Annotated in this window: 20 protein-coding genes; 10 read left to right on the top strand and 10 right to left on the bottom strand. The window is 61.7% G+C overall.

The features are described from left to right. Window positions 1–113: 113 nt before the first annotated feature. The 7 genes from nagE to BOP96_RS25615 all read right to left on the bottom strand — a co-directional run bounded on the left by nagE (window position 114) and on the right by BOP96_RS25615 (window position 8,608). Window positions 114–1,811, bottom strand: a complete 1,698-nt coding sequence (nagE, locus tag BOP96_RS25645; protein WP_073454354.1) for an N-acetylglucosamine-specific PTS transporter subunit IIBC — start codon at window positions 1,809–1,811, stop codon at window positions 114–116. 26 nt (window positions 1,812–1,837) lie between these two features. Beyond that, on the bottom strand, window positions 1,838–4,348 hold the full coding sequence (gene ptsP, locus BOP96_RS25640) for a phosphoenolpyruvate--protein phosphotransferase (RefSeq protein ID WP_014719793.1): 2,511 nt from the start codon (window positions 4,346–4,348) through the stop codon (window positions 1,838–1,840). 30 nt (window positions 4,349–4,378) lie between these two features. Further along, a complete protein-coding gene (locus BOP96_RS25635; RefSeq protein ID WP_014719792.1) occupies window positions 4,379–5,401 on the bottom strand; it encodes an SIS domain-containing protein in 1,023 nt (340 codons plus the stop codon). Then, entirely contained in the window at window positions 5,382–6,488 is a 1,107-nt protein-coding gene (nagA, locus tag BOP96_RS25630) for an N-acetylglucosamine-6-phosphate deacetylase (RefSeq protein ID WP_014719791.1), read from the bottom strand. Before nagA ends, BOP96_RS25635 begins: the two co-directional genes overlap by 20 nt. A 10-nt stretch (window positions 6,489–6,498) precedes the next feature. Continuing rightward, on the bottom strand, window positions 6,499–7,257 hold the full coding sequence (locus BOP96_RS25625; RefSeq protein ID WP_003193978.1) for a GntR family transcriptional regulator: 759 nt from the start codon (window positions 7,255–7,257) through the stop codon (window positions 6,499–6,501). Between the two features lie 262 nt (window positions 7,258–7,519). Further along, window positions 7,520–8,023: a L,D-transpeptidase family protein gene (locus BOP96_RS25620; RefSeq protein WP_014719790.1), complete on the bottom strand. Its 504-nt coding sequence runs from the start codon at window positions 8,021–8,023 to the stop codon at window positions 7,520–7,522. A 36-nt stretch (window positions 8,024–8,059) separates the two neighbouring features. Beyond that, complete coding sequence (locus tag BOP96_RS25615) at window positions 8,060–8,608, bottom strand: NUDIX hydrolase (protein ID WP_003193976.1); 549 nt, start codon at window positions 8,606–8,608, stop codon at window positions 8,060–8,062. 147 nt (window positions 8,609–8,755) lie between these two features. On the opposite strand from BOP96_RS25615, the gene BOP96_RS25610 reads away from it, so the two are divergent. The 5 genes from BOP96_RS25610 to purT all read left to right on the top strand — a co-directional run bounded on the left by BOP96_RS25610 (window position 8,756) and on the right by purT (window position 11,995). After that, window positions 8,756–9,358 (top strand): CoA pyrophosphatase, encoded by a 603-nt coding sequence (locus tag BOP96_RS25610; RefSeq protein ID WP_014719789.1) that lies wholly within the window; start codon window positions 8,756–8,758, stop codon window positions 9,356–9,358. 35 nt (window positions 9,359–9,393) lie between these two features. Beyond that, a complete protein-coding gene (locus BOP96_RS25605) occupies window positions 9,394–9,915 on the top strand; it encodes a gamma carbonic anhydrase family protein (protein ID WP_014719788.1) in 522 nt (173 codons plus the stop codon). Then, the gene (locus tag BOP96_RS25600; RefSeq protein WP_073454352.1) at window positions 9,912–10,127 is read left to right on the top strand and encodes a DUF1289 domain-containing protein; all 216 of its coding nucleotides are present in this window, start codon (window positions 9,912–9,914) and stop codon (window positions 10,125–10,127) included. Before BOP96_RS25605 ends, BOP96_RS25600 begins: the two co-directional genes overlap by 4 nt. A gap of 148 nt (window positions 10,128–10,275) precedes the next feature. Further along, a complete protein-coding gene (locus tag BOP96_RS25595) occupies window positions 10,276–10,743 on the top strand; it encodes a preQ0 transporter (RefSeq protein WP_014719786.1) in 468 nt (155 codons plus the stop codon). Window positions 10,744–10,813: 70 nt separating this feature from the next. Beyond that, on the top strand, window positions 10,814–11,995 hold the full coding sequence (gene purT, locus BOP96_RS25590; protein WP_072435082.1) for a formate-dependent phosphoribosylglycinamide formyltransferase: 1,182 nt from the start codon (window positions 10,814–10,816) through the stop codon (window positions 11,993–11,995). 121 nt (window positions 11,996–12,116) lie between these two features. Here purT and BOP96_RS25585 read toward each other — a convergent pair whose 3' ends face one another. The 3 genes from BOP96_RS25585 to BOP96_RS25575 all read right to left on the bottom strand — a co-directional run bounded on the left by BOP96_RS25585 (window position 12,117) and on the right by BOP96_RS25575 (window position 15,856). Next, window positions 12,117–13,427, bottom strand: coding sequence for an MFS transporter (locus BOP96_RS25585; protein WP_003193968.1), 1,311 nt, complete (start codon window positions 13,425–13,427; stop codon window positions 12,117–12,119). Between the two features lie 365 nt (window positions 13,428–13,792). Then, entirely contained in the window at window positions 13,793–15,031 is a 1,239-nt protein-coding gene (locus BOP96_RS25580) for a transporter associated domain-containing protein (protein WP_073454350.1), read from the bottom strand. A 12-nt stretch (window positions 15,032–15,043) separates the two neighbouring features. Beyond that, window positions 15,044–15,856 (bottom strand): cytochrome C assembly family protein, encoded by an 813-nt coding sequence (locus BOP96_RS25575; protein ID WP_003193966.1) that lies wholly within the window; start codon window positions 15,854–15,856, stop codon window positions 15,044–15,046. A gap of 232 nt (window positions 15,857–16,088) precedes the next feature. Between BOP96_RS25575 and ffh the strand changes: the two genes are divergently transcribed. From ffh to rplS, 5 genes are all read left to right on the top strand, one after another. After that, window positions 16,089–17,465 (top strand): signal recognition particle protein, encoded by a 1,377-nt coding sequence (gene ffh, locus BOP96_RS25570; protein ID WP_003193965.1) that lies wholly within the window; start codon window positions 16,089–16,091, stop codon window positions 17,463–17,465. A gap of 251 nt (window positions 17,466–17,716) precedes the next feature. Further along, on the top strand, window positions 17,717–17,968 hold the full coding sequence (gene rpsP, locus BOP96_RS25565; protein ID WP_003175899.1) for a 30S ribosomal protein S16: 252 nt from the start codon (window positions 17,717–17,719) through the stop codon (window positions 17,966–17,968). Window positions 17,969–17,973: 5 nt separating this feature from the next. Continuing rightward, complete coding sequence (rimM, locus tag BOP96_RS25560) at window positions 17,974–18,510, top strand: ribosome maturation factor RimM (protein ID WP_003175898.1); 537 nt, start codon at window positions 17,974–17,976, stop codon at window positions 18,508–18,510. Next, on the top strand, window positions 18,492–19,265 hold the full coding sequence (gene trmD, locus BOP96_RS25555; protein WP_153475158.1) for a tRNA (guanosine(37)-N1)-methyltransferase TrmD: 774 nt from the start codon (window positions 18,492–18,494) through the stop codon (window positions 19,263–19,265). Before rimM ends, trmD begins: the two co-directional genes overlap by 19 nt. 45 nt (window positions 19,266–19,310) lie before the next feature. Continuing rightward, window positions 19,311–19,661 carry a 50S ribosomal protein L19 gene (gene rplS, locus BOP96_RS25550; RefSeq protein ID WP_003175895.1) on the top strand — a complete coding sequence of 117 codons (351 nt, stop codon included), beginning with the start codon at window positions 19,311–19,313 and terminating at the stop codon, window positions 19,659–19,661. Window positions 19,662–19,682: the final 21 nt, after the last annotated feature.

Genomic DNA, 19,682 nt, shown 5'->3' with positions numbered 1-19,682 from the left:
GTTCCCACGCTCCGCGTGGGAATGCATCCTGTGACGCTCAGCGTCACCCTTGCGCAGGGCGGGACGCAGAGCGTCCGGGGCGGCATTCCCACGCAGAGCGTGGGAACGATCGGTCAGGCGTTGATAGGGCGGGTAACCAACCGCTCCAAAGCCTCACCCAAACCTAAAGCCTTGTCACCAATCAACAAGTGCCAAACCCCGCTATCCAGCTGGCTCACACCCTTGCAACCCAGCGCAGTGAGGTCCGCTTCAGACAGCACCGAATCATCCCCCAACTCCACCCGCAACCGGGTCATCGCTACCGCTTCCAGTTGGCGCACATTCTCTCGGCCACCCAGGGCATTCAGCCACTTTTCGGCCTCGTGTACATTCACCGCCACCGGCTTATCCACAGGCGCAACCGCTACAGGCGTTGCGGCAACAAACCCCGGCATCGCCAAGCGAATCTCATCGGCAATGCTATCGGCCATCGGCCCAACCACCACCTGCAAACTGCCGCCGTTACCCGGGCGCACTACAGCCATGGCACCCAGCGCTTTCAGTTCAGCATCCACCGCCTTGTTGCGATCCACCATGTCCAAGCGCAGGCGCGTAGTGCAAGCGCCGACACTGAGCAGGTTCTGCGCACCACCCAACGCCTGGATATAAGCCGTCGCACGCTGGTTGTCACTCATCGCTTCGGCCTGCACCACCTGGATATCTTCACGCCCCGGTGTCTTCAGGTTGAAGCGGCGGATGCAGTAGCTGAACACCGTGTAGTAGATCACCGAGTAGGCCAGGCCCACCGGTACCACCAGCCAGCCATTGGTGGACTTGCCCCAGCCCAGCACCATGTCGATAAAACCACCGGAGAAGGTAAAGCCGAGGTGGATATTCAGAATATTGGTCACGGCCATCGACAGGCCGGTCAGCAGCGCATGCAGCAAGTAGAGGAACGGTGCGAGGAACATGAAGGCGAATTCAATCGGCTCGGTCACCCCGGTCAGGAACGAGGTCAGCGCCATCGAGAGGAAGATCCCGCCCATGACCTTGCGCCGCTCCGGCAACGCGTTGCGGTACATCGCCAGGCACGCCGCCGGCAGGCCGAACAGCATCACCGGGAACATACCGGTCATGAACTGGCCGCCTTTCGGGTCGCCGGCGAAGTAGCGGGTCAGGTCGCCGGTCACCACCGCGCCGGTTGTCGGGTCGGTAAACGTGCCGAACACGAACCACGCCATATTGTTGAGGATGTGGTGCAAGCCAGTGACGATCAGCAGGCGGTTGAATACGCCGAATACGAACGCACCCAGACTGCCGCTTTCCATCAGCAATACGCCGAAGCTGTTGATGCCGTGCTGGATCGGCGGCCAGATCAGGCCAAAGATTACGCCCAGGCCCACCGCCGAAAAGCCGGTGACAATCGGTACAAAGCGTCGTCCGCCAAAGAACGCCAGGTACTCCGGCAGCTTGATGTCTTTGAAGCGGTTATACAGCGCGCCCGCCATCAGGCCGCTGGCGATACCGGCGAGCATGCCCATGTTGATGGACGTGTCCATCACCTTGAGTGTGGAGATCATCACCAGGTAGCCAATCGCCCCGGCCAGGCCGGCGGTGCCGTTGTTGTCGCGAGCAAAACCCACGGCAATGCCGATGGCGAAGATCAGCGCCAGGTTGGCGAAGATCGCCTGCCCGGCATCGTGCATCACCGCGATGTTGAGCAAGTCGGTGTCGCCCAGGCGCAGCAGCAAGCCGGCGATTGGCAGGATCGCAATCGGCAGCATCAGTGCGCGGCCCAGGCGTTGCAGGCCTTCGATAAAGTGTTGGTACATGGCGTGTCTCCCTATTCTTGTTGTTTTCAGCTCAGCGGCCAGTGGTGTTGACAGGCTTGGCGAACGGCCTTGGCGCTGCTCAGGTCGAGCAGCTCAAGGCTCCGTTGCCGGCATTGCGCCGCGTCCAGGTGGCGGACGCGGTCCTTGATTTCGCCGATCTGCGGCGGGCTTACCGACAGCTCGGTGACTCCCAGGCCAACCAGTACTGGCGTGGCCAGCGGGTCCGACGCCAGGGCACCGCACACGCCGACCCAACGGCCGTGTTTCGCCGCACCGGCGCAGGTCTGGGCGATCAGCCGCAGCAGCGCCGGGTGCAGCGCGTCAACACGGGCGGCCAAGCCTGCGTGGTCGCGGTCCATGGCCAGGGTGTACTGGGACAGGTCATTGGTGCCGATGGACAAAAAGTCCGCGTGTTCAGCCAACTGTTCAGCCATCAGCGCGGCGGCGGGCACTTCAATCATCACGCCCAGTTCGGGGCGTTGCGTCAGCTCCAACTCCGCGCACAGTTCATCCAGGCGCTGGCGGATCTGCAGCAGTTCATCCACCTCGCTGACCATCGGCAGCAGGATGCGGCAACGCGCCAGCGGGGTAACTTGCAGCAGGGCGCGCAGTTGCTGGTCGAGCAGTTCCGGGCGTACCTGAGCCATGCGAATACCGCGCAGGCCCAGTACCGGGTTGGCCTCGACGGGCAGCGGCAGGTAGTCGAGCTGCTTGTCGCCGCCCACATCGATGGTGCGAATGATCACCGACTTGTCGCCCATGGCATCCAGCACGGCCTGATAAGCCTGGCGCTGTTCTTGCTCATCCGGCGCGGTGCGACGGTCGACGAAGAGGAATTCGGTGCGCAGCAGGCCGACGCCGTCGGCGCCGTTGTCAAACGCCACTTGGGCTTCGGCGCTGGAGGCGACATTCGCCGCGACTTCAACCGTCACGCCGTCAGTGGTGTTCGCCGATTGCCGGGCTTGGACCTGTTGCTGCTGGCGTCGCAACTTCTGTGTTTCGCGAATCTGGTGAACTTCGGCGTGGCGCGCTTCGCTGGGGGCCAGTTCCAGGCGGCCGTTGGCGGCATCGAGCACCACCCGTTGGCCTTGGGGTACGTCGAGCACTTCATTGCCCAGGGCGACGAGACATGGCAGGCCTTTGCCCCGGGCCAGAATCGCCACATGGGAGGTCGCACCGCCTTCGGCCATGCAGATGCCCGCAGCCTGTTGCGCGCTCAATTGCAGGAGGTCCGAAGGTGTCAGCTCATGGGCACTGACAATCGCCCCCGCCGGCAATTCGAAATGCCAGGCTTCACCCAGCAACGCCCTTAGCACCCGTTGTTGCAGGTCGCGCAGGTCGTTGGCGCGCTCGGCAAACAGTGGCTTGCCCAATGCCAGCAGCACGGCGCACTGGGCCTGGATCGCATCCCGCCAGGCGTGGGTGGCGGCGCTGCCCTGTTCGATGGTTGCGCTGGCGGCGTCGAGTAACGTCGGGTCTTCCAGCAGAGCGAGGTGCGCGGCGAAGATCTCCTCTTCTTCGACGTTCTTGCGTTGGCGGGCCAGTTCCAGAGTGTTGCGGATTTCGCCACGCACTTGCTCAAGAGCCACATCCAGTCTTTGCAGTTGTTCGTCGACGTTATGGGTGTCGGTATCTTCCGGCAACTCGATGCCCGCCAGGCGGAACAGCGGCCCACATACCAAGCCCGGCGCGGCGCAGACGCCTTGCAGCACATTGGCTTCGGTATTCGCCCGGCGTGGTGTGGCGGCGACCGGCGTGTGGTGTTCCTCGTGGATCGCCACGGACAGCGCGGCGACCAATGCCTGTAACGCCGCCTCGCCATCCTTGCCGCGACAGCTCACCCGTACCTCGTCACCTTCACCAATGCCCAGCCCCATCAGGCCGATCAAGCTGTCGCAAGCCGCCGTCTTATCACCGAAGTGCAGCTGTGACTGGCTGCTGAAACCCTGAGCAGTCTTGCGGATCAGTGCAGCAGGGCGTGCATGCAATCCGCCACGGTGTGTGATGCGCACTGTAGCGCTCACTTGCGCGTCCGAGTTATCCACAGCGGTGTTAACCGGTGCGGATGTGCGCACGGCAATCCGCATCAGCGCGTCACCGACCTTCACCGTCTTGCCTGCAATCGGTTGCAGCTCAAAGCGCTCACTGTTGGTCAGGATGATCAAGCTCACCAGGCTCTTGCACTGGCGCGCAATGCGGTCCAGATCAAACTGCACCAACGGCTGACCCTCGCTCACCCGTGCGCCTTCCTTCACCAGCAAGGCAAAGCCTTCGCCATTGAGTTCCACGGTGTCGATGCCCACATGCATCAGTACTTCGGCACCGTTATCAGCGCGGATGGTCAGGGCGTGCCCGGTGCGGGCGACGTGGATGATCACGCCGTCACAGGGCGCCTGCAGGCAGTCGTTCAGCGGGTCGATAGCGATACCGTCGCCCATGGCGCCGCTGGCGAACACTTCGTCGGGGACGCGGTTCAGGGCCAGCACCGGCCCACTCAAGGGGGCGCTAAGGGTCAATGGATTATTGTTGTTGGGCATGGGCACGGTACTCATCAGGAAAACGCCGCTTTAGTGCGTGCGGGTGACTTTGCTCAGGTGGCGCGGCTGGTCCGGGTCCATGCCCCGTGCCTGCGCCAGGCCGGCGGCCATCACGTAGAAGCTCTGGATCGCCAGGATCGGGTCCAGGCTCGGGTGTTCGGCGCGGCTCAGCGTCAGGTCGCGTTCGGCGATATCGTCCGGCGCGGCCAGCAGCACGCGGGCGCCGCGTTGGCGCATGTCGGCGGCCAGGCTCAGCAGGCCGGCCTGCTCGGCGCCGCGTGGGGCGAACACCAGCAGAGGGTAGTTCTCGTCGATCAAGGCCATCGGCCCGTGGCGCACTTCGGCGCTGCTGAACGCTTCGGCCTGGATCGCCGAGGTTTCCTTGAGCTTGAGCGCGGCTTCCTGGGCGATGGCAAACCCGGCGCCACGGCCGATCACCATCAAGCGCTGGCTGCCTTTGAGGGCGTCGACGGCCAGGCGCCAATCCTGTCTGGCGGCGTCACGCAGGCCCTCGGGCAAGGCCTGACAGGCTTGCAGCAAGTCGGCTTCTTGATTCCAGTGGCCGACCAACTGTGCACTGGCGCTCAGGGTGGCGATGAAGCTCTTGGTGGCGGCCACGCTGAGTTCCGGCCCGGCGCACAGCGGCACATGAAATTCACACGCGGCTTCCAGCGGTGAGTCTTCGGCGTTGACCATCGAGATGCTCAAGGCACCCCGCTTGCGTAGCAGGCGCAGGCTGTTGACCAGGTCCGGGCTCTGCCCAGATTGGGAGAAACCAAACGCCACTTGGCCGCTGACTTTCATCGGCGCCTGCAACAGGGTCACCACCGACATTGGCAGCGACGCCACCGGAATGCCCACGTGTTGCATGGCCAGGTAGGCGAAGTAGCTGGCGGCATGGTCGGAGCTGCCGCGGGCGATGGTCATCGCCACCTGTGGTGGCTGGCGGCGCAGGCGGCCGGCGATTTCTTCCAGCATCGGGTCCAGGCGTTGCAGTTGGGCCGCGACGGCGTCGCAGGAGGCCAGGGCCTCTTCAAGCATTTTTGAAGTCAATGGTGTCTCCTTCGACCATTACGTCGGTGAGTGTCAGGGAGCGGTCCAGGCGCACGCAGTCGGCAAAGCTGCCCGGTTGCAGGCGGCCGCGTTCTTGCAAGCCCAGGTAGTCCGCAGGAAATTGCGACAGGCGTTGTGAGGCTTCACTGATGGGCAGGCCGATTTTCACCAGGTTGCGCAGCGCCTGGTCCATGGTCAGGGTGCTGCCGGCCAGGGTGCCATCGGCCAGGCGCACGCCGCCCAGGCATTTGGTCACGGTGTGGCTGCCCAGCTTGTACTCGCCGTCGGGCATGCCGGCGGCGGCGGTGGAGTCGGTGACGCAATACAGGCAGGGAATCGAGCGCAACGCCACGCGCATGGCGCCAGGGTGCACATGCAGCAAGTCCGGGATCAGCTCGGCGTACTGGGCGTGGGCCAGCGCGGCGCCGACGATGCCGGGTTCGCGGTGATGCAGCGGGCTCATGGCGTTGTACAAGTGGGTGAAACTGGTGGCGCCAGCGGCCAGGGCGGCAACGCCTTCTTCATAGCTGCCCAGGGTATGGCCGATCTGCATGCGCACGCCGCGTTCGCTGAGGGCGCGGATCAGGCCGTCGTGGCCGGCGATTTCCGGGGCGATGGTGATCACCCGGATCGGCGCCAGGCGCAGGTAGGCTTCCACTTCCTGCATCAACGCGGTGTGGGCGAAGTTGGGTTGGGCGCCGAGTTTGCCCGGATTGATGTAGGGGCCTTCCAGGTGCACGCCGAGTACGCGAGCGCTGCCGGCTGGGCGCTGTTCGCAGAACGTGCCGAGCTCACCAAGCACGCGGGAGATTTCTTCCACCGGCGCCGTCATGGTGGTGGCCAGCAGCGAGGTGGTGCCAAAACGCACGTGGGTACGGGTAATGGTCTCGAAGGCGCCCGCACCTTCCATGATGTCCGCGCCGCCACCGCCATGCACATGCAGGTCGATAAAGCCCGGCAGCAGGTAGGGCAGGTCGTTGTCGGCCGGGTCGCACGGCGTGCCGTCAATGGCGACAACCTTGCCGTGCTCGTGCACCAGGCGACCACGCATCCAGCCGCTGGGCGTGAGGATATTGTCTTCAGTCATGGGCAGTTCTCTAAGTTCGCAATTCGGCGGAATAATCATGGCGGCGCAGTTCTGCGACAAAGTCGTAGTAATCGTTGCGGCAGTAGGTGTCGGTGATTTCAATCGGCGTGTTATCGGCGGTGTAGCCCACGCGGGTCATCAGCAGCATGGCGGTGCCGGGGGCGATGCCGACCAGCGCGGCGAACTCATCCGAGGCATTGATCGCCTGGATATGCTGCAAGGCGCGCACGATGGGCTTGCCGATGCTTTCCAGGTATTCGTACAACGAATTGCCGATGGCCTGGGGATGGGGCAACACCGAGGCCGGCATGGCGGTCATTTCAATCGCCATCACCGTGTCATCGGCTTTGCGCAGTCGCTTGAGGCGCGCCACTTTGTCGGTGGGCGACAGGCCCAGGCGGATCAGTTCTTCATGGGTCGGCGGGGTGATGTCGCGCTCCAACCACTGAGACGTGGGCACAAACCCCTTGAGCCGCAGCATTTCGCTGAACCCCGACAGGCGTGACAAGGGTTGTTCCAGGCGCGGCGTGATGAAGGTGCCGGAGCCTTGGCTGCGACGGATCAGGCCTTGAGCCAACAACACTTCCAGCGCTTTACGGGCGGTGACCCGCGAGATGCTCAGTTGCTCGCTGAGGGCGCGTTCCGAAGGCAGGGCCTGTTCGGATTTCCACTGGCCGGCATGGATCGCTGCTTCAAGGCTGCGGGCCAGTTGCAGGTACAGCGGCGTGGATTGCTTATCGTCGGGGCGCAGGGCCAGGATGGGGTTCATCTGTCAGGTTTCCGATGCGTTATTGGAGTGTTGTCGCCCGGTAATGGCCGAAAACTAATACCACTTAAATACCATGTCAATGCTACCAAAACGGTGCGAATCCCGGTTTCAGGGCGCTTTAATGGGGCTTGGTATCAAGTGGTATTAGAGAGGTCTTTGTGGCGCGCACAAGTGCAGGGTCCCGCGCGGTGAACTGGTATTCACCGGCAGGCGCTGCCTGGGGCAGGAATTATTTTCGAATTATTTTACGAACGGCACGCGATTACGGCCGAATCTCGATGAGGGTGCCGTCTTTGACCAGGTTCCACACTTCGCGCATATCCACATTGCGCATGCCGATGCAGCCGTCGGTCCAGTCCAGGGTGTGGAACCACTGTTCCGGGTAGTCTTCGGTGTCGGGGGTGCCGTGGATCATGATCATGCTGCCTGGCTTCACGCCTTCGCGGCGGGCGCGGGCGGCGTCGCTGATGTTCGGGTAGGAAATGTGCATGGCCAGGTTGAAGCGGTCGCTGGTCTTGCGCCAGTCGATCCAGTAGAGGCCTTCGGGTGTGCGGCGGTCGCCTTCGATCAGCTTGTGGCCCTTGGGGTTCTTGCCCAGGGAAATGCGATAGGTCTTGAACGGCTTGCCGTCGTTGATCAGCTGCAGCTGGTGGGCGGACTTGAGTACCAGGACTTTCTCGACCGTTTTACCGCCAAGGGTTTGCACCGTGGAGGCCGGGGACAGCGTGGCGAACGACAGGCAGATCAGAGCAAGCAACCAACGCATTGAAACGGTATCCCTTTGGCGACATTGGCCGGCTTGTTATTGGGCGGGCTTGGACAGCGGTGGCACAGATTCGCTACGTACCGGGTACGCCTGTTGGCGACGGTCAGCGAAGAAGCATTCTAAGGTACGCCCGACCGTGCGGAAAGCCAGCTCGGACCAAGGGATGTCGGCTTCGTCGAACAGCCTCACTTCCAGGCTCTCCTGGCCAGCGGCGAAGTCCAGGTCGATCAGTTCGGCGCGGTAGAAGATATGCACCTGGCTGATGTGCGGTACGTTGATCAGGGTATAGATGCTCAGGTTGCGCACCCGGGCGCAGGCTTCTTCCAGGGTTTCACGCATGGCGGCCTGTTCGACGGTCTCGCCATTTTCCATAAAGCCTGCGGGCAGGGTCCAGTAACCCAGGCGTGGCTCAATGGCGCGGCGGCACAGCAGCACTTGGTCGCCCCATACCGGCACGGTACCGGCGACGATATTGGGGTTCTGGTAATGAATGGTCGAGCAGTGGTCGCATACATAGCGCAGGCGTGCGTCGCCTTCGGGAATGCGTTGGGTTACCGGTTTGCCGCACTGGCTGCAGAAATTCATGCTGGGGTTCCTGGACAATGGGCACATCTTGGCTCGGTGCCGGGCGTTCCTGCAAGTTGTCGTTTCGCGACAGCGCTGCGGTTTTGGGGTTGGGCGCTCGCACGCTTTGGTGCATGATGCAAGGTAGCCAACAGACCGAGATGACTCATGCTGGACGAGCTACTTCGCCGGGTAAGCAACCACACCCCCCACACTCTGGAAACCGACGGGCGTTTCCCCGAGGCTGCGGTGCTGGTGCCGATTACCCGCAGTGACGAACCGGAGCTGATCCTGACCCTGCGCGCCAGCGGCCTGTCGACCCACGGTGGCGAAGTGGCCTTTCCCGGCGGGCGCCGCGACCCCGAAGACCCGGACCTGATCTTTACCGCCTTGCGCGAAGCCGAAGAAGAAATCGGCCTGCCGCCGGGGCTGGTTGAAGTCATCGGCCCGTTGAGCCCGCTGATTTCCCTGCACGGCATCCGCGTAACGCCCTATGTGGGCGTGGTCCCCGATTACGTCGAATACCTGGCCAACGACGCCGAGATTGCCGCCGTTTTCAGCGTGCCTTTGGACTTTTTCCGACAGGACCCACGCGAACATACCCATCGCATTGATTACCAGGGCCGCAGTTGGTATGTGCCCAGCTACCGGTTCGGTGAATACAAAATCTGGGGGCTGACGGCAATCATGATTGTCGAGCTGATCAACCTGCTCTATGACGATGCCAAGATCAGCCTGCACCATCCGCCCAAGAGCTTCATCAATCTATAAGCCATCGTTTAAATGGCATGCCGTGAGGAAAAACCATGAAATACCGCCTGGGCGACGCCCGCGTCGAGACCCATCCCAACAGTTGGGTTGCACCGAATGCCACGCTGGTGGGCAAGGTCAAGCTGGAGGAGGGCGCCAACGTCTGGTTCAACGCGGTGTTGCGTGGCGATAACGAGCTGATCCTGATCGGCAAGAACAGCAACGTGCAGGACGGCAGCGTGATGCACACCGACATGGGCTACCCGCTGACCCTTGGCACCGGCGTGACCATTGGCCATAACGCCATGCTGCACGGCTGCACCGTCGACGACTACAGCCTGATCGGTATCAACGCAGTGATCCTCAACGGCGCCAAGATCGGCAAGCACTGCATCATCGGCGCCAACTCGCTGATCGGTGAAGGCAAGGAAATCCCCGACGGCTCGCTGGTCATGGGCTCGCCGGGCAAAGTGGTGCGTGAGCTGACCGAGGCGCAAAAGCGCATGCTTGAAGCCAGCGCCGCGCACTATGTGCATAACTCGCAGCGTTATGCCCGTGACCTGGTCGAGCAGGAATGAGCACGATTGAGCGACCGGTCGCCTCGCCCTGCGTCAGCATTTGCGCACTGAATGATGACGATATCTGCACCGGCTGCCAGCGCAATGTGGATGAAATCACGCGTTGGAGCCGCATGGACAACGCCGAGCGCCGGGTGGTGCTGGGGTTGTGCCATGAGCGGGCGGTGGCGAGTGGGATGATGTGGATGGCCCCTGGGAAATCTGGCGCCTGACAGGCCGCCATCGCAGGCAAGCCAGCTCCCACCCTTGATGTGTGAATACCCTCACATGTGGGAGCTGGCTTGCCTGCGATGAGGCCCTGCCAGACGACATCCTTGTAATTGTGTACCCTGTGCGGCATTGCCCACAGGTCCATCCTCCATGTTTTTCCTGATCGCCTACATCAGCAGCGTCGTGCTGATCAACTTCGCTTTCTCCACCGCCCCACACCTGGACATCATCTGGTCCGCCTGGGGCGGCCTGGTATTTATCCTGCGCGACATGGTGCAAACCCGCTTCGGCCATGGCGCAATCATCGCCATGCTGGCGGCACTGGTGCTGTCCTATATCACCTCCGACCCGTCCATCGCCCTGGCCAGTGCCACGGCGTTTGCGGTGTCCGAATGCATCGACTGGCTGGTGTTCAGCATCACCAAGCGCCCGCTGCATGACCGCCTGTGGATAAGTTCGGCGCTGAGCATTCCCCTCGATACCTTTATCTTTTTCGGCCTGATCGGCGCACTGACGCCGGCGGTGGCGGGCACGGCGTTGGTGTCCAAGTTCGCCGGTGTCACCGTGGTCTGGCTGATCATGGCCTGGCGCATCCGCCGGCGGGCTGTCGCCAACTGAGGCCAATTTTTACAGTTCATGTAAAATGCCGGCCTTTCTCCCCCATGATCCGCTCCCCTGAGGACCTGAGATGACCCGAATCGGAACTCCATTGTCGCCAACCGCGACCCGCGTTTTGCTGTGTGGCTGCGGTGAGCTGGGCAAGGAAGTGGTAATCGAACTGCAACGCCTGGGCGTTGAAGTGATTGCCGTGGATCGCTACGCCAACGCGCCGGCCATGCAGGTGGCGCACCGTAGCCATGTGATCAACATGCTTGACGGGGCCGCATTGCGTGCGGTGATCGAGGCGGAGAAACCGCACTTTATCGTGCCGGAAATCGAAGCCATCGCCACCGCGACCCTGGTGGAACTGGAGGCCGAAGGCTTTACCGTCATTCCGACCGCCCGCGCCACGTCGTTGACCATGAACCGTGAAGGCATCCGTCGCCTGGCCGCCGAAGAACTGGACCTGCCGACCTCGCCGTACCACTTCGCCGACACCTTCGAAGCCTACAGTAAGGCTGTCCAGGACCTGGGCTTCCCGTGCGTGGTCAAGCCGGTGATGAGTTCGTCGGGCAAGGGCCAGAGCCTGTTGCGCAGCACTGATGACGTGCAGAAAGCCTGGGACTACGCCCAAGAGGGCGGGCGTGCCGGCAAGGGCCGGGTGATCATCGAAGGTTTTATCGACTTCGACTACGAAATCACCCTGCTGACCGTGCGCCACATCGGCGGTACCACCTTCTGCGCGCCGGTAGGGCATCGCCAGGAGAAGGGCGACTATCAGGAGTCCTGGCAGCCGCAGGCCATGAGCCCGATTGCCCTGGCAGAGTCAGAGCGCGTAGCCAAAGCCGTGACCGAAGCCTTGGGCGGTCGTGGTCTGTTTGGTGTGGAGTTGTTCATCAAAGGCGATCAGGTGTGGTTCAGCGAAGTGTCGCCGCGTCCCCATGACACTGGCCTGGTGACCCTGATTTCTCAGGACCTGTCGCAGTTTGCCTTGCACGCGCGCGCCATCCTCGGCCTGCCGATCCCGTTGATCCGTCAGTTCGGGCCTTCGGCGTCTGCGGTGATCCTGGTGGAAGGGCAGTCCACCCAGACGGCGTTTGCCAACCTCGGCGCCGCGCTGAGCGAGCCGGATACAGCGTTGCGTCTGTTTGGCAAACCTGAAGTGAACGGCCAGCGCCGCATGGGCGTGGCACTGGCGCGGGACGAGTCGATTGAAGCGGCTCGTGCCAAGGCGACCCGTGCTTCCCAAGCAGTTGTTGTAGAGCTCTAAGCCGCCACGCTCGTTCCCACGCTTTGCGTGGGAATGCCTCTTGTGACGCTCTGCGTCGCGCTTGGGGACGCAAAGCGTCCCTAACTGCATTCCCACGCAGAGCGTGGGAACGAGCATGGGGTCAGGCGACCTTGTTCAAGTCGTTATCCCGCGTCTCTTTCAGGCACAGCACCGCAATCAAACTCAGCAACGCTGCCGCCGACACATACCCACCGACATAACTCAGCCCGCCCATCGCCACCAGCTTGGTCGCGAAGAACGGCGCCGCCGACGCCCCCACGATTCCACCCAGGTTATACGCCGCCGATGCGCCGGTATAACGCACGCGGGTCGGGAACAGTTCTGGCAGCAGCGCGCCCATCGGTGCGAACGTCACGCCCATCAAAAACAGCTCCAGGGCCAAAAATAGCGCCACCGCCCAGGTCGAGCCATGGGTCAGCAGCGGCTCCATGGTAAAGCCCGACAGAATTGCCAGGACCGCGCCGACAATCAGCACCGGCTTGCGCCCGTAGCGATCACTGGCCAAGGCGGCCAATGGCGTTGCCAGCCCCATGAACAGCACCGCAAAGCACAGCAGGCCGAGGAAGGTTTCACGGCTGTAGCCCAAGGTGGAAACGCCGTAGCTCAACGAAAACGCCGTGGTGATGTAGAACAGCGCATAGCACACCACCATCGACGCGGCGCCCAGCAGTACCGGCAGCCAATGCTGGCTGAACAGTTCCACCAGCGGCACTTTCACGGGTTTTTCCTTGGCCACTGCATTGGCGAATACCGGCGTCTCATGCAGTTTGAGGCGCGCATACAGGCCCACCATCACCAGCGCGGCGCTGAGGATGAACGGAATGCGCCAGCCCCAGCTGCGAAATTGCTCGTCATTCAGGCTCATGGCCAAAATCAGGAACAAACCGTTGGCCGCCAGGAAGCCTATCGACGGGCCCAGTTGGGGAAACATGCCGAACCAGGCGCGCTTGCCCTTGGGGGCATTCTCGGTCGCCAGCAAGGCCGCGCCGCCCCATTCTCCACCCAGGCCGAGGCCTTGGCCGAAGCGCAGAACACACAAGAGAATCGGGGCCCAGGCGCCGATGCTGTCGTAGCCCGGCAACAAGCCGATCAAGGTGGTGCACACCCCCATCAGCAGCAGCGAAGCCACAAGGGTTGATTTACGGCCGATGCGGTCGCCGAAGTGACCGAACAACGCCGACCCCAGTGGCCGGGCGATAAAGGCGATGCCGAAGGTCAGAAACGACGCCAGCATCTGTGCGGTGCCGGAGGTTTGTGGGAAAAACACCGGGCCGATCACCAGAGCGGCAGCCGTGGCGTAGATGTAGAAATCGTAGAACTCAATGGCGGTGCCGACGATGCTCGCGGTGGCGACGCGGGCGGTCGAGTTGGCAGGTGCGGCGCTCGCGGCCTCTTGGTAGGTGGTGCTCATAACGTTATCCCTGACGGTTATTGCGCGTTTGGACGCGGATTATTATTGGTCGAACACCCATGGATCAGGGCTATGCGCGGAGCGGCTCGGGATGGGAGCAAACGCCGGTCGGACATGGTAAGGCGGTGCCAGGACACGCTGAGTGCGGGTAGCACGCGGTCGGGCGGGGCTTGGGTAAGCCGCAGGGATTATAGGAAGGGGGCTAAGGATCCAACAAGGGGCTGGTGAGGATCTATGGCCTGGAACTGGATCAATGTGGGAGCTGGCTTGCCTGCGATAGCATCCCCTCGGTTCAACTGAAGGACCGAGTCGCCTGCATCGCAGGCAAGCCAGCTCCCACATTGACCGGGTTGAGCCTGCTGAGGTCAGGCGGCCACTGGCACGTGGCTGGTATGCCAGATCAATACTTTGCTCACCCGGTTGTCCTCGGTCTCGAGGATTTCCAGGCGATAGCGGCCGACTTTCAGGCACACCGCGCAATCGGGGATGGTTTCCAGCGCTTCGGTCACCAGGCCGTTGAGGGTCTTGGGACCGTCGCTGGGCAGGTGCCAGCCCAGGCTTTTGTTCAGTTCGCGGATCGAAGCGGCGCCGTCGATGATGTAGCGGCCATCGGGCTGGGCTTCGATATGCGGGTTATCCACCGCCTGATCGCTTTCGAATTCGCCGACGATCTCTTCCAGAATATCTTCCAGGGTGACGATGCCCAGCACTTCACCGTACTCGTCCACCACCATGCCCAGGCGCCGCTGTTGTTTGTGGAAGTTCAGCAGTTGCAGCTGCAACGGCGTGCTTTCCGGCACGAAGTAAGGCTCGTGGCAGGCGGCGAGCAGGGCCTCTTTGGTCAGGCTGGCGTCAGGCAGCAGGTGTTGGACCTGCCGGGTGTTGAGCACGGCCTGCACCTGGTTGATGTCGCTGTGGAACACCGGCAGGCGTGTGCGCGGCGAGGTGCGCAACTGTTCGATGATGTTTTCTATTGGCTCATCGAGGTTGATGCCGTCCACTTCACTGCGCGGCACCAGGATGTCGTTGACCGTGATGTTGTCCAGGGCATGGATACCGGGCAGGCCGGGAGTGCGGTCGGCGTCGGTATCGGGCTCTGGGTTGTCATCATGGTCGGGCAGGGGCTCGTCGCTGTTTTTCGCCACGCCGGATTTGCGTGCAAACGGGCGCAATAACAGCAGGCTGATGCTATTGAGCAGCCAGGCCAGGGGGTAGAGGATTTTCAGCGGCACGCCCAGCAATGTATTGCCAAAGCCCAGCACTGCCTGAGGGTGACGGGTGGCCAGGGCGCGGGGCAGGTAGTCGGCCAGCACCAGCAGCGCTGCGCAGGAAATCAGCCAGCCTAGCCAGGGCCCGTTCTCTGCCCAGGCATAGATTGCCAGCAGGGTGCAAAGAATCACCACGGCGGCGCGACACAGGCTGTTGCACAGGATCAGGCTATGGCGCGGGAAGCTCAGGCGGGCGGCCGCCTTGTCGCCCTGGCGGGTGCCAGGGCGCAGGGCCAGCAGGTGTTGTTGCGCAGCTTCTATGGCAGTAAACAGCGCCGCCCACAAGATCAGCAGGGCAATTACGGCGAGCATCGGCCCTAAGGGCAAGTTGTCCATGATCACTGCCCGTCAGATATGCAGGATGTATTCGCGAACCAGCTTGCTGCCGAAATAGGCCAGCATCAACAGGCAGAAACCGGCCAGGGTCCAGCGGATGGCCTTGTGCCCGCGCCAGCCGAGGCGGTTGCGCCCCCACAGCAGCACGCTGAACACGACCCACGCCAGGCACGCCAGCAAGGTTTTATGGACCAGGTGCTGGGCAAACAGGTTTTCGACGAACAGCCAGCCGGAGATCAGCGACAGTGACAGCAGGGTCCAGCCGGCCCACAGGAACCCGAACAGCAGGCTTTCCATGGTTTGCAGGGGCGGGAAGTTCTTGATCAGCCCCGACGGGTGCTTGTGCTTGAGCTGGTGATCCTGCAGCAGCAGGAGCAGGGCCTGGAACACCGCGATGGTGAACATGCCGTAGGCGAGGATGGACAGCAGGATGTGAGCGAGGATGCCCGGCTCCTCGTCGATCACCTGTACGGTGCCAGTAGGGGTGAATTGCGCCAGCAGCACCGTGAGCATTCCCAGGGGGAATAGCAGCACCAGCAGGTTCTCCACCGGAATCCGGTAGCAGGCCAACAGCGTCAGCGCGATGACGGCCGCGGCGATCAGGCTGGCGGCGCTGAAAAAGTCCAGGCCCAGGCCGACCGGGGTCATCAGGTGGGTGAACAGGCTGGCGGCATGGGCTAGCAGGGCCAGCACGCCAAGGCCGACGAGCAGACGTTTGTCCGCTTTGGCGCCTTGGGCCAGACGAGTGCCCTGATAGAGGGTCGCAGCGGCATACAAAATGGCGGCGGCGAGGCTGGGTAGCAAACTGGGTGACAAGGGGAGCATAAATCCTGGTAGGCAAGCCCGAAAGGCGTTGAGTTTGGCACACACCTGCGTTGCACGAAAGACTCCCGGGCCAGACAGCGGGTGTGCATGGGCGCAGTCTTCGCTATAATCCGCGACCTGCCCACGCCGCAGGCTCGGCGAACGCTGTTTTTAATAGCGATTTCCCCCAGCCTGGGCCGCCATTACCTCGGTCTACCTGCATTTCGATGAGTAGGGCCTGAAAGGATCGCGCATGTTTGAAAACTTGACTGACCGTCTCTCGCAGACGCTGCGCCACGTTACCGGCAAGGCCAAGCTGACCGAGGACAATATTAAAGACACCCTGCGTGAAGTGCGCATGGCGTTGCTGGAAGCCGACGTGGCTTTGCCGGTGGTGAAGGACTTCGTCAACTCGGTCAAGGAGCGTGCGGTCGGCACCGAAGTGTCCCGCAGCCTGACCCCGGGCCAGGCCTTTGTGAAGATCGTCCAGGCCGAGCTCGAAAGCCTGATGGGCGCGGCCAACGAAGACCTGAACCTCAGCGCCGTGCCGCCAGCCGTCGTGCTGATGGCGGGTCTGCAAGGTGCGGGTAAAACCACCACCGCCGGCAAACTGGCGCGCTTCCTTAAAGAGCGCAAGAAGAAATCCGTGATGGTGGTATCGGCCGACGTGTACCGTCCGGCGGCCATCAAGCAGTTGGAAATGCTCGCGGGCGAAGTGGGCGTGACCTTCTTCCCGTCCGACTTGAGCCAGAAGCCGGTCGACATTGCCAACGCGGCTATTAAAGAAGCCAAGCTCAAGTTCATCGACGTGGTCATCGTCGATACCGCCGGTCGCCTGCACATCGACGAAGAGATGATGGGCGAGATCAAGGCGCTGCATGCCGCGATCAACCCGGTCGAGACCCTGTTCGTGGTCGACGCCATGACCGGCCAGGATGCGGCCAATACCGCCAAGGCCTTTGGTGACGCACTCCCGCTGACCGGCGTGATCCTCACCAAGGTCGACGGCGACGCCCGTGGCGGTGCCGCGCTGTCGGTACGTGCCATTACTGGCAAGCCGATCAAGTTCATCGGTATGGGCGAGAAGAGCGAAGCGCTCGAGCCGTTCCACCCTGAGCGTATCGCCTCGCGCATCCTCGGCATGGGTGATGTGCTCAGCCTGATCGAGCAGGCCGAAGCCACGCTCGACAAGGACAAGGCCGACAAACTGGCCAAGAAGCTGAAGAAGGGCAAGGGCTTCGATCTCGAAGACTTCCGCGACCAGCTGCAACAGATGAAGAACATGGGCGGCCTCGGCGGCCTGATGGACAAGCTGCCCAACATCGGCGGTGTGAACCTGGCGCAAATGGGCAACGCCCAGGGCGCGGCAGAGAAACAGTTCAAGCAGATGGAAGCCATCATCAACTCCATGACCCCGGCCGAGCGCCGCGACCCTGAGCTGATCAGCGGTTCGCGCAAACGCCGGATCGCCATGGGTTCCGGCACCCAGGTGCAGGACATCGGTCGCTTGATCAAGCAGCACAAGCAGATGCAGAAGATGATGAAGAAATTCTCCGCCAAGGGCGGTATGGCCAAGATGATGCGCGGCATGGGCGGTATGTTGCCCGGCGGCGGCATGCCTAAAATGTAAAGTATTCGAGCGCAAGCCTTGCTTGCGCTCCGCCCCACAGGGATGTGGGATCTCCAGCAAACCCGCCGTTGGCGGGCGCTGACTCGCCGTTTTAACCGACGGCTCTATAGCAGATCTGAATGGCACGCTGATAGGCGCCAGAAAAAGACATTTGCAAAAGTCCGGATATTCCTTAGAATATGCGGCCTTTCGGGCACCTATGCCCGCTGTGCATTTAGATTTGCAGCACCGACTACAGGAACGATGTTCACATGCTAACAATCCGTCTTGCCCTTGGCGGCTCCAAAAAGCGCCCGTTTTACCACTTGACCGTAACCGACAGCCGCAACCCGCGTGACGGTTCGCACAAGGAACAGGTTGGTTTCTTCAACCCTGTTGCTCGTGGTCAAGAAGTTCGTCTGTCCGTGAACCAAGAGCGCGTAGCCTACTGGCTGAGCGTTGGCGCACAGCCATCCGAGCGCGTTGCAAAACTGTTGAAGGACTCGGCTAAGGCCGCAGCCTGAGCAATATGAACGCGACGCCAGCTGTTGCTGATGATTTGATCGTTATCGGCAAGATTTACTCTGTTCATGGCGTTCGCGGCGAAGTGAAGGTGTATTCCTTTACTGATCCGACTGAAAACCTGTTGCAGTACAAAACCTGGACGCTCAAGCGCGAAGGGAGTGTGAAGCAGGTTGAGCTGGTCAGTGGACGCGGGAGCGACAAGTTCCTGGTCGCAAAGCTCAAGGGTCTTGATGATCGTGAAGAAGCTCGTCTTCTGGCCGGTTATGAGATCTGCGTGCCGCGCAACCTGTTCCCTGAATTGACCGACGGCGAGTACTACTGGTACCAGCTCGAAGGTCTGAAGGTTATTGATCAACTCGGGCAATTGCTGGGGAAAATCGATCATCTTCTGGAAACCGGCGCCAATGATGTAATGGTGGTCAAGCCTTGCGCTGGCAGCCTGGATGACCGTGAACGCCTGTTGCCCTATACCGAGCAATGCGTGTTGGCCGTCGACCTGGCAGCGGGCGAGATGAAGGTGGAATGGGACGCGGACTTCTAAGCGTGGCTAATTTGCGCATTGAAGTGATCAGTTTGTTTCCCGAGATGTTTTCCGCCATCAGCGAGTACGGCATCACCAGTCGGGCGGTGAAACAGGGGCTGTTGCAGCTCACCTGTTGGAACCCGCGAGACTACACGACGGATCGACATCACACTGTGGACGATCGCCCATTTGGCGGTGGCCCGGGCATGGTGATGAAGATCAAGCCCCTGGAAGATGCATTGGTTCAGGCCAAGGCAGCCGCCGGGGAGAAGGCGAAGGTAATTTACCTGTCCCCTCAAGGCCGTCAGCTGAAACAGGCGGCGGTACGCGAACTGGCGAATGAGGAAAGTTTGATCCTGATTGCCGGTCGCTATGAAGGCATTGACGAGCGTTTTATTGAAGCTCATGTCGATGAAGAGTGGTCGATTGGGGACTATGTCCTGTCTGGCGGCGAGCTGCCGGCGATGGTCCTGATAGATGCGGTTACACGACTGCTGCCCGGAGCTTTAGGGCATGCGGACTCCGCGGAGGAAGATTCCTTCACGGATGGTTTGCTGGATTGCCCGCACTACACCCGTCCGGAGGTGTATGTGGATCAGCGTGTTCCCGACGTATTGCTAAGTGGCAATCACGCACACATCCGGCGTTGGCGTTTACAGCAGTCCCTTGGTCGGACCTATGAACGACGCGCCGATCTTCTGGAAAGCCGCTCGCTTTCTGGAGAAGAGAAGAAGCTGCTCGAGGAATACATCCTCGCGCGGGACGATAGTTAACAACGTATCGATGGTAGGTCCATTGACTTACCTTAGGAGCACAGCATGACTAACAAAATCATCCTTGCACTCGAAGCAGAGCAGATGACCAAAGAGATCCCTACCTTTGCCCCGGGCGACACCATTGTCGTTCAGGTGAAAGTGAAGGAAGGCGACCGTTCGCGTCTGCAAGCGTTCGAAGGCGTGGTAATCGCCAAGCGTAACCGTGGTGTGAACAGTGCTTTCACTGTTCGTAAAATCTCCAACGGTGTTGGCGTAGAGCGTACTTTCCAGACCTACAGCCCGCAAATCGACAGCATGGCCGTCAAGCGTCGCGGTGACGTACGTAAAGCCAAGCTGTACTACCTGCGTGACCTGTCCGGTAAAGCAGCTCGCATCAAGGAAAAACTGGCTTAAGTCCAGCTTCCCGATGCAGAA

The sequence above is a fragment of the Pseudomonas sp. FSL W5-0203 genome (assembly GCF_001896155.1).
GTDB classification, from domain to species: Bacteria; Pseudomonadota; Gammaproteobacteria; order Pseudomonadales; family Pseudomonadaceae; genus Aquipseudomonas; species Aquipseudomonas paracarnis.
The sequence above is the reverse complement of the archived record's forward strand: the minus strand, read 5'-3'. Positions and strand labels throughout refer to the sequence as shown.

Coding starts and splice junctions, on each gene's coding strand:
- BOP96_RS25615 (WP_003193976.1), bottom strand. CDS start 8,608: ATGAATTTCTGCAGCCAGTGCGGCAAACCGGTAACCCAACGCATTCCC.
- BOP96_RS25620 (WP_014719790.1), bottom strand. CDS start 8,023: ATGCGTTGGTTGCTTGCTCTGATCTGCCTGTCGTTCGCCACGCTGTCC.
- BOP96_RS25605 (WP_014719788.1), top strand. CDS start 9,394: ATGAAATACCGCCTGGGCGACGCCCGCGTCGAGACCCATCCCAACAGT.
- BOP96_RS25595 (WP_014719786.1), top strand. CDS start 10,276: ATGTTTTTCCTGATCGCCTACATCAGCAGCGTCGTGCTGATCAACTTC.
- purT (WP_072435082.1), top strand. CDS start 10,814: ATGACCCGAATCGGAACTCCATTGTCGCCAACCGCGACCCGCGTTTTG.
- trmD (WP_153475158.1), top strand. CDS start 18,492: ATGGGACGCGGACTTCTAAGCGTGGCTAATTTGCGCATTGAAGTGATC.
- BOP96_RS25610 (WP_014719789.1), top strand. CDS start 8,756: ATGCTGGACGAGCTACTTCGCCGGGTAAGCAACCACACCCCCCACACT.
- BOP96_RS25600 (WP_073454352.1), top strand. CDS start 9,912: ATGAGCACGATTGAGCGACCGGTCGCCTCGCCCTGCGTCAGCATTTGC.
- ptsP (WP_014719793.1), bottom strand. CDS start 4,348: ATGCCCAACAACAATAATCCATTGACCCTTAGCGCCCCCTTGAGTGGG.
- rimM (WP_003175898.1), top strand. CDS start 17,974: ATGAACGCGACGCCAGCTGTTGCTGATGATTTGATCGTTATCGGCAAG.
- BOP96_RS25575 (WP_003193966.1), bottom strand. CDS start 15,856: ATGCTCCCCTTGTCACCCAGTTTGCTACCCAGCCTCGCCGCCGCCATT.
- rplS (WP_003175895.1), top strand. CDS start 19,311: ATGACTAACAAAATCATCCTTGCACTCGAAGCAGAGCAGATGACCAAA.
- BOP96_RS25580 (WP_073454350.1), bottom strand. CDS start 15,031: ATGGACAACTTGCCCTTAGGGCCGATGCTCGCCGTAATTGCCCTGCTG.
- BOP96_RS25625 (WP_003193978.1), bottom strand. CDS start 7,257: ATGAACCCCATCCTGGCCCTGCGCCCCGACGATAAGCAATCCACGCCG.
- rpsP (WP_003175899.1), top strand. CDS start 17,717: ATGCTAACAATCCGTCTTGCCCTTGGCGGCTCCAAAAAGCGCCCGTTT.
- nagA (WP_014719791.1), bottom strand. CDS start 6,488: ATGACTGAAGACAATATCCTCACGCCCAGCGGCTGGATGCGTGGTCGC.
- nagE (WP_073454354.1), bottom strand. CDS start 1,811: ATGTACCAACACTTTATCGAAGGCCTGCAACGCCTGGGCCGCGCACTG.
- ffh (WP_003193965.1), top strand. CDS start 16,089: ATGTTTGAAAACTTGACTGACCGTCTCTCGCAGACGCTGCGCCACGTT.
- BOP96_RS25585 (WP_003193968.1), bottom strand. CDS start 13,427: ATGAGCACCACCTACCAAGAGGCCGCGAGCGCCGCACCTGCCAACTCG.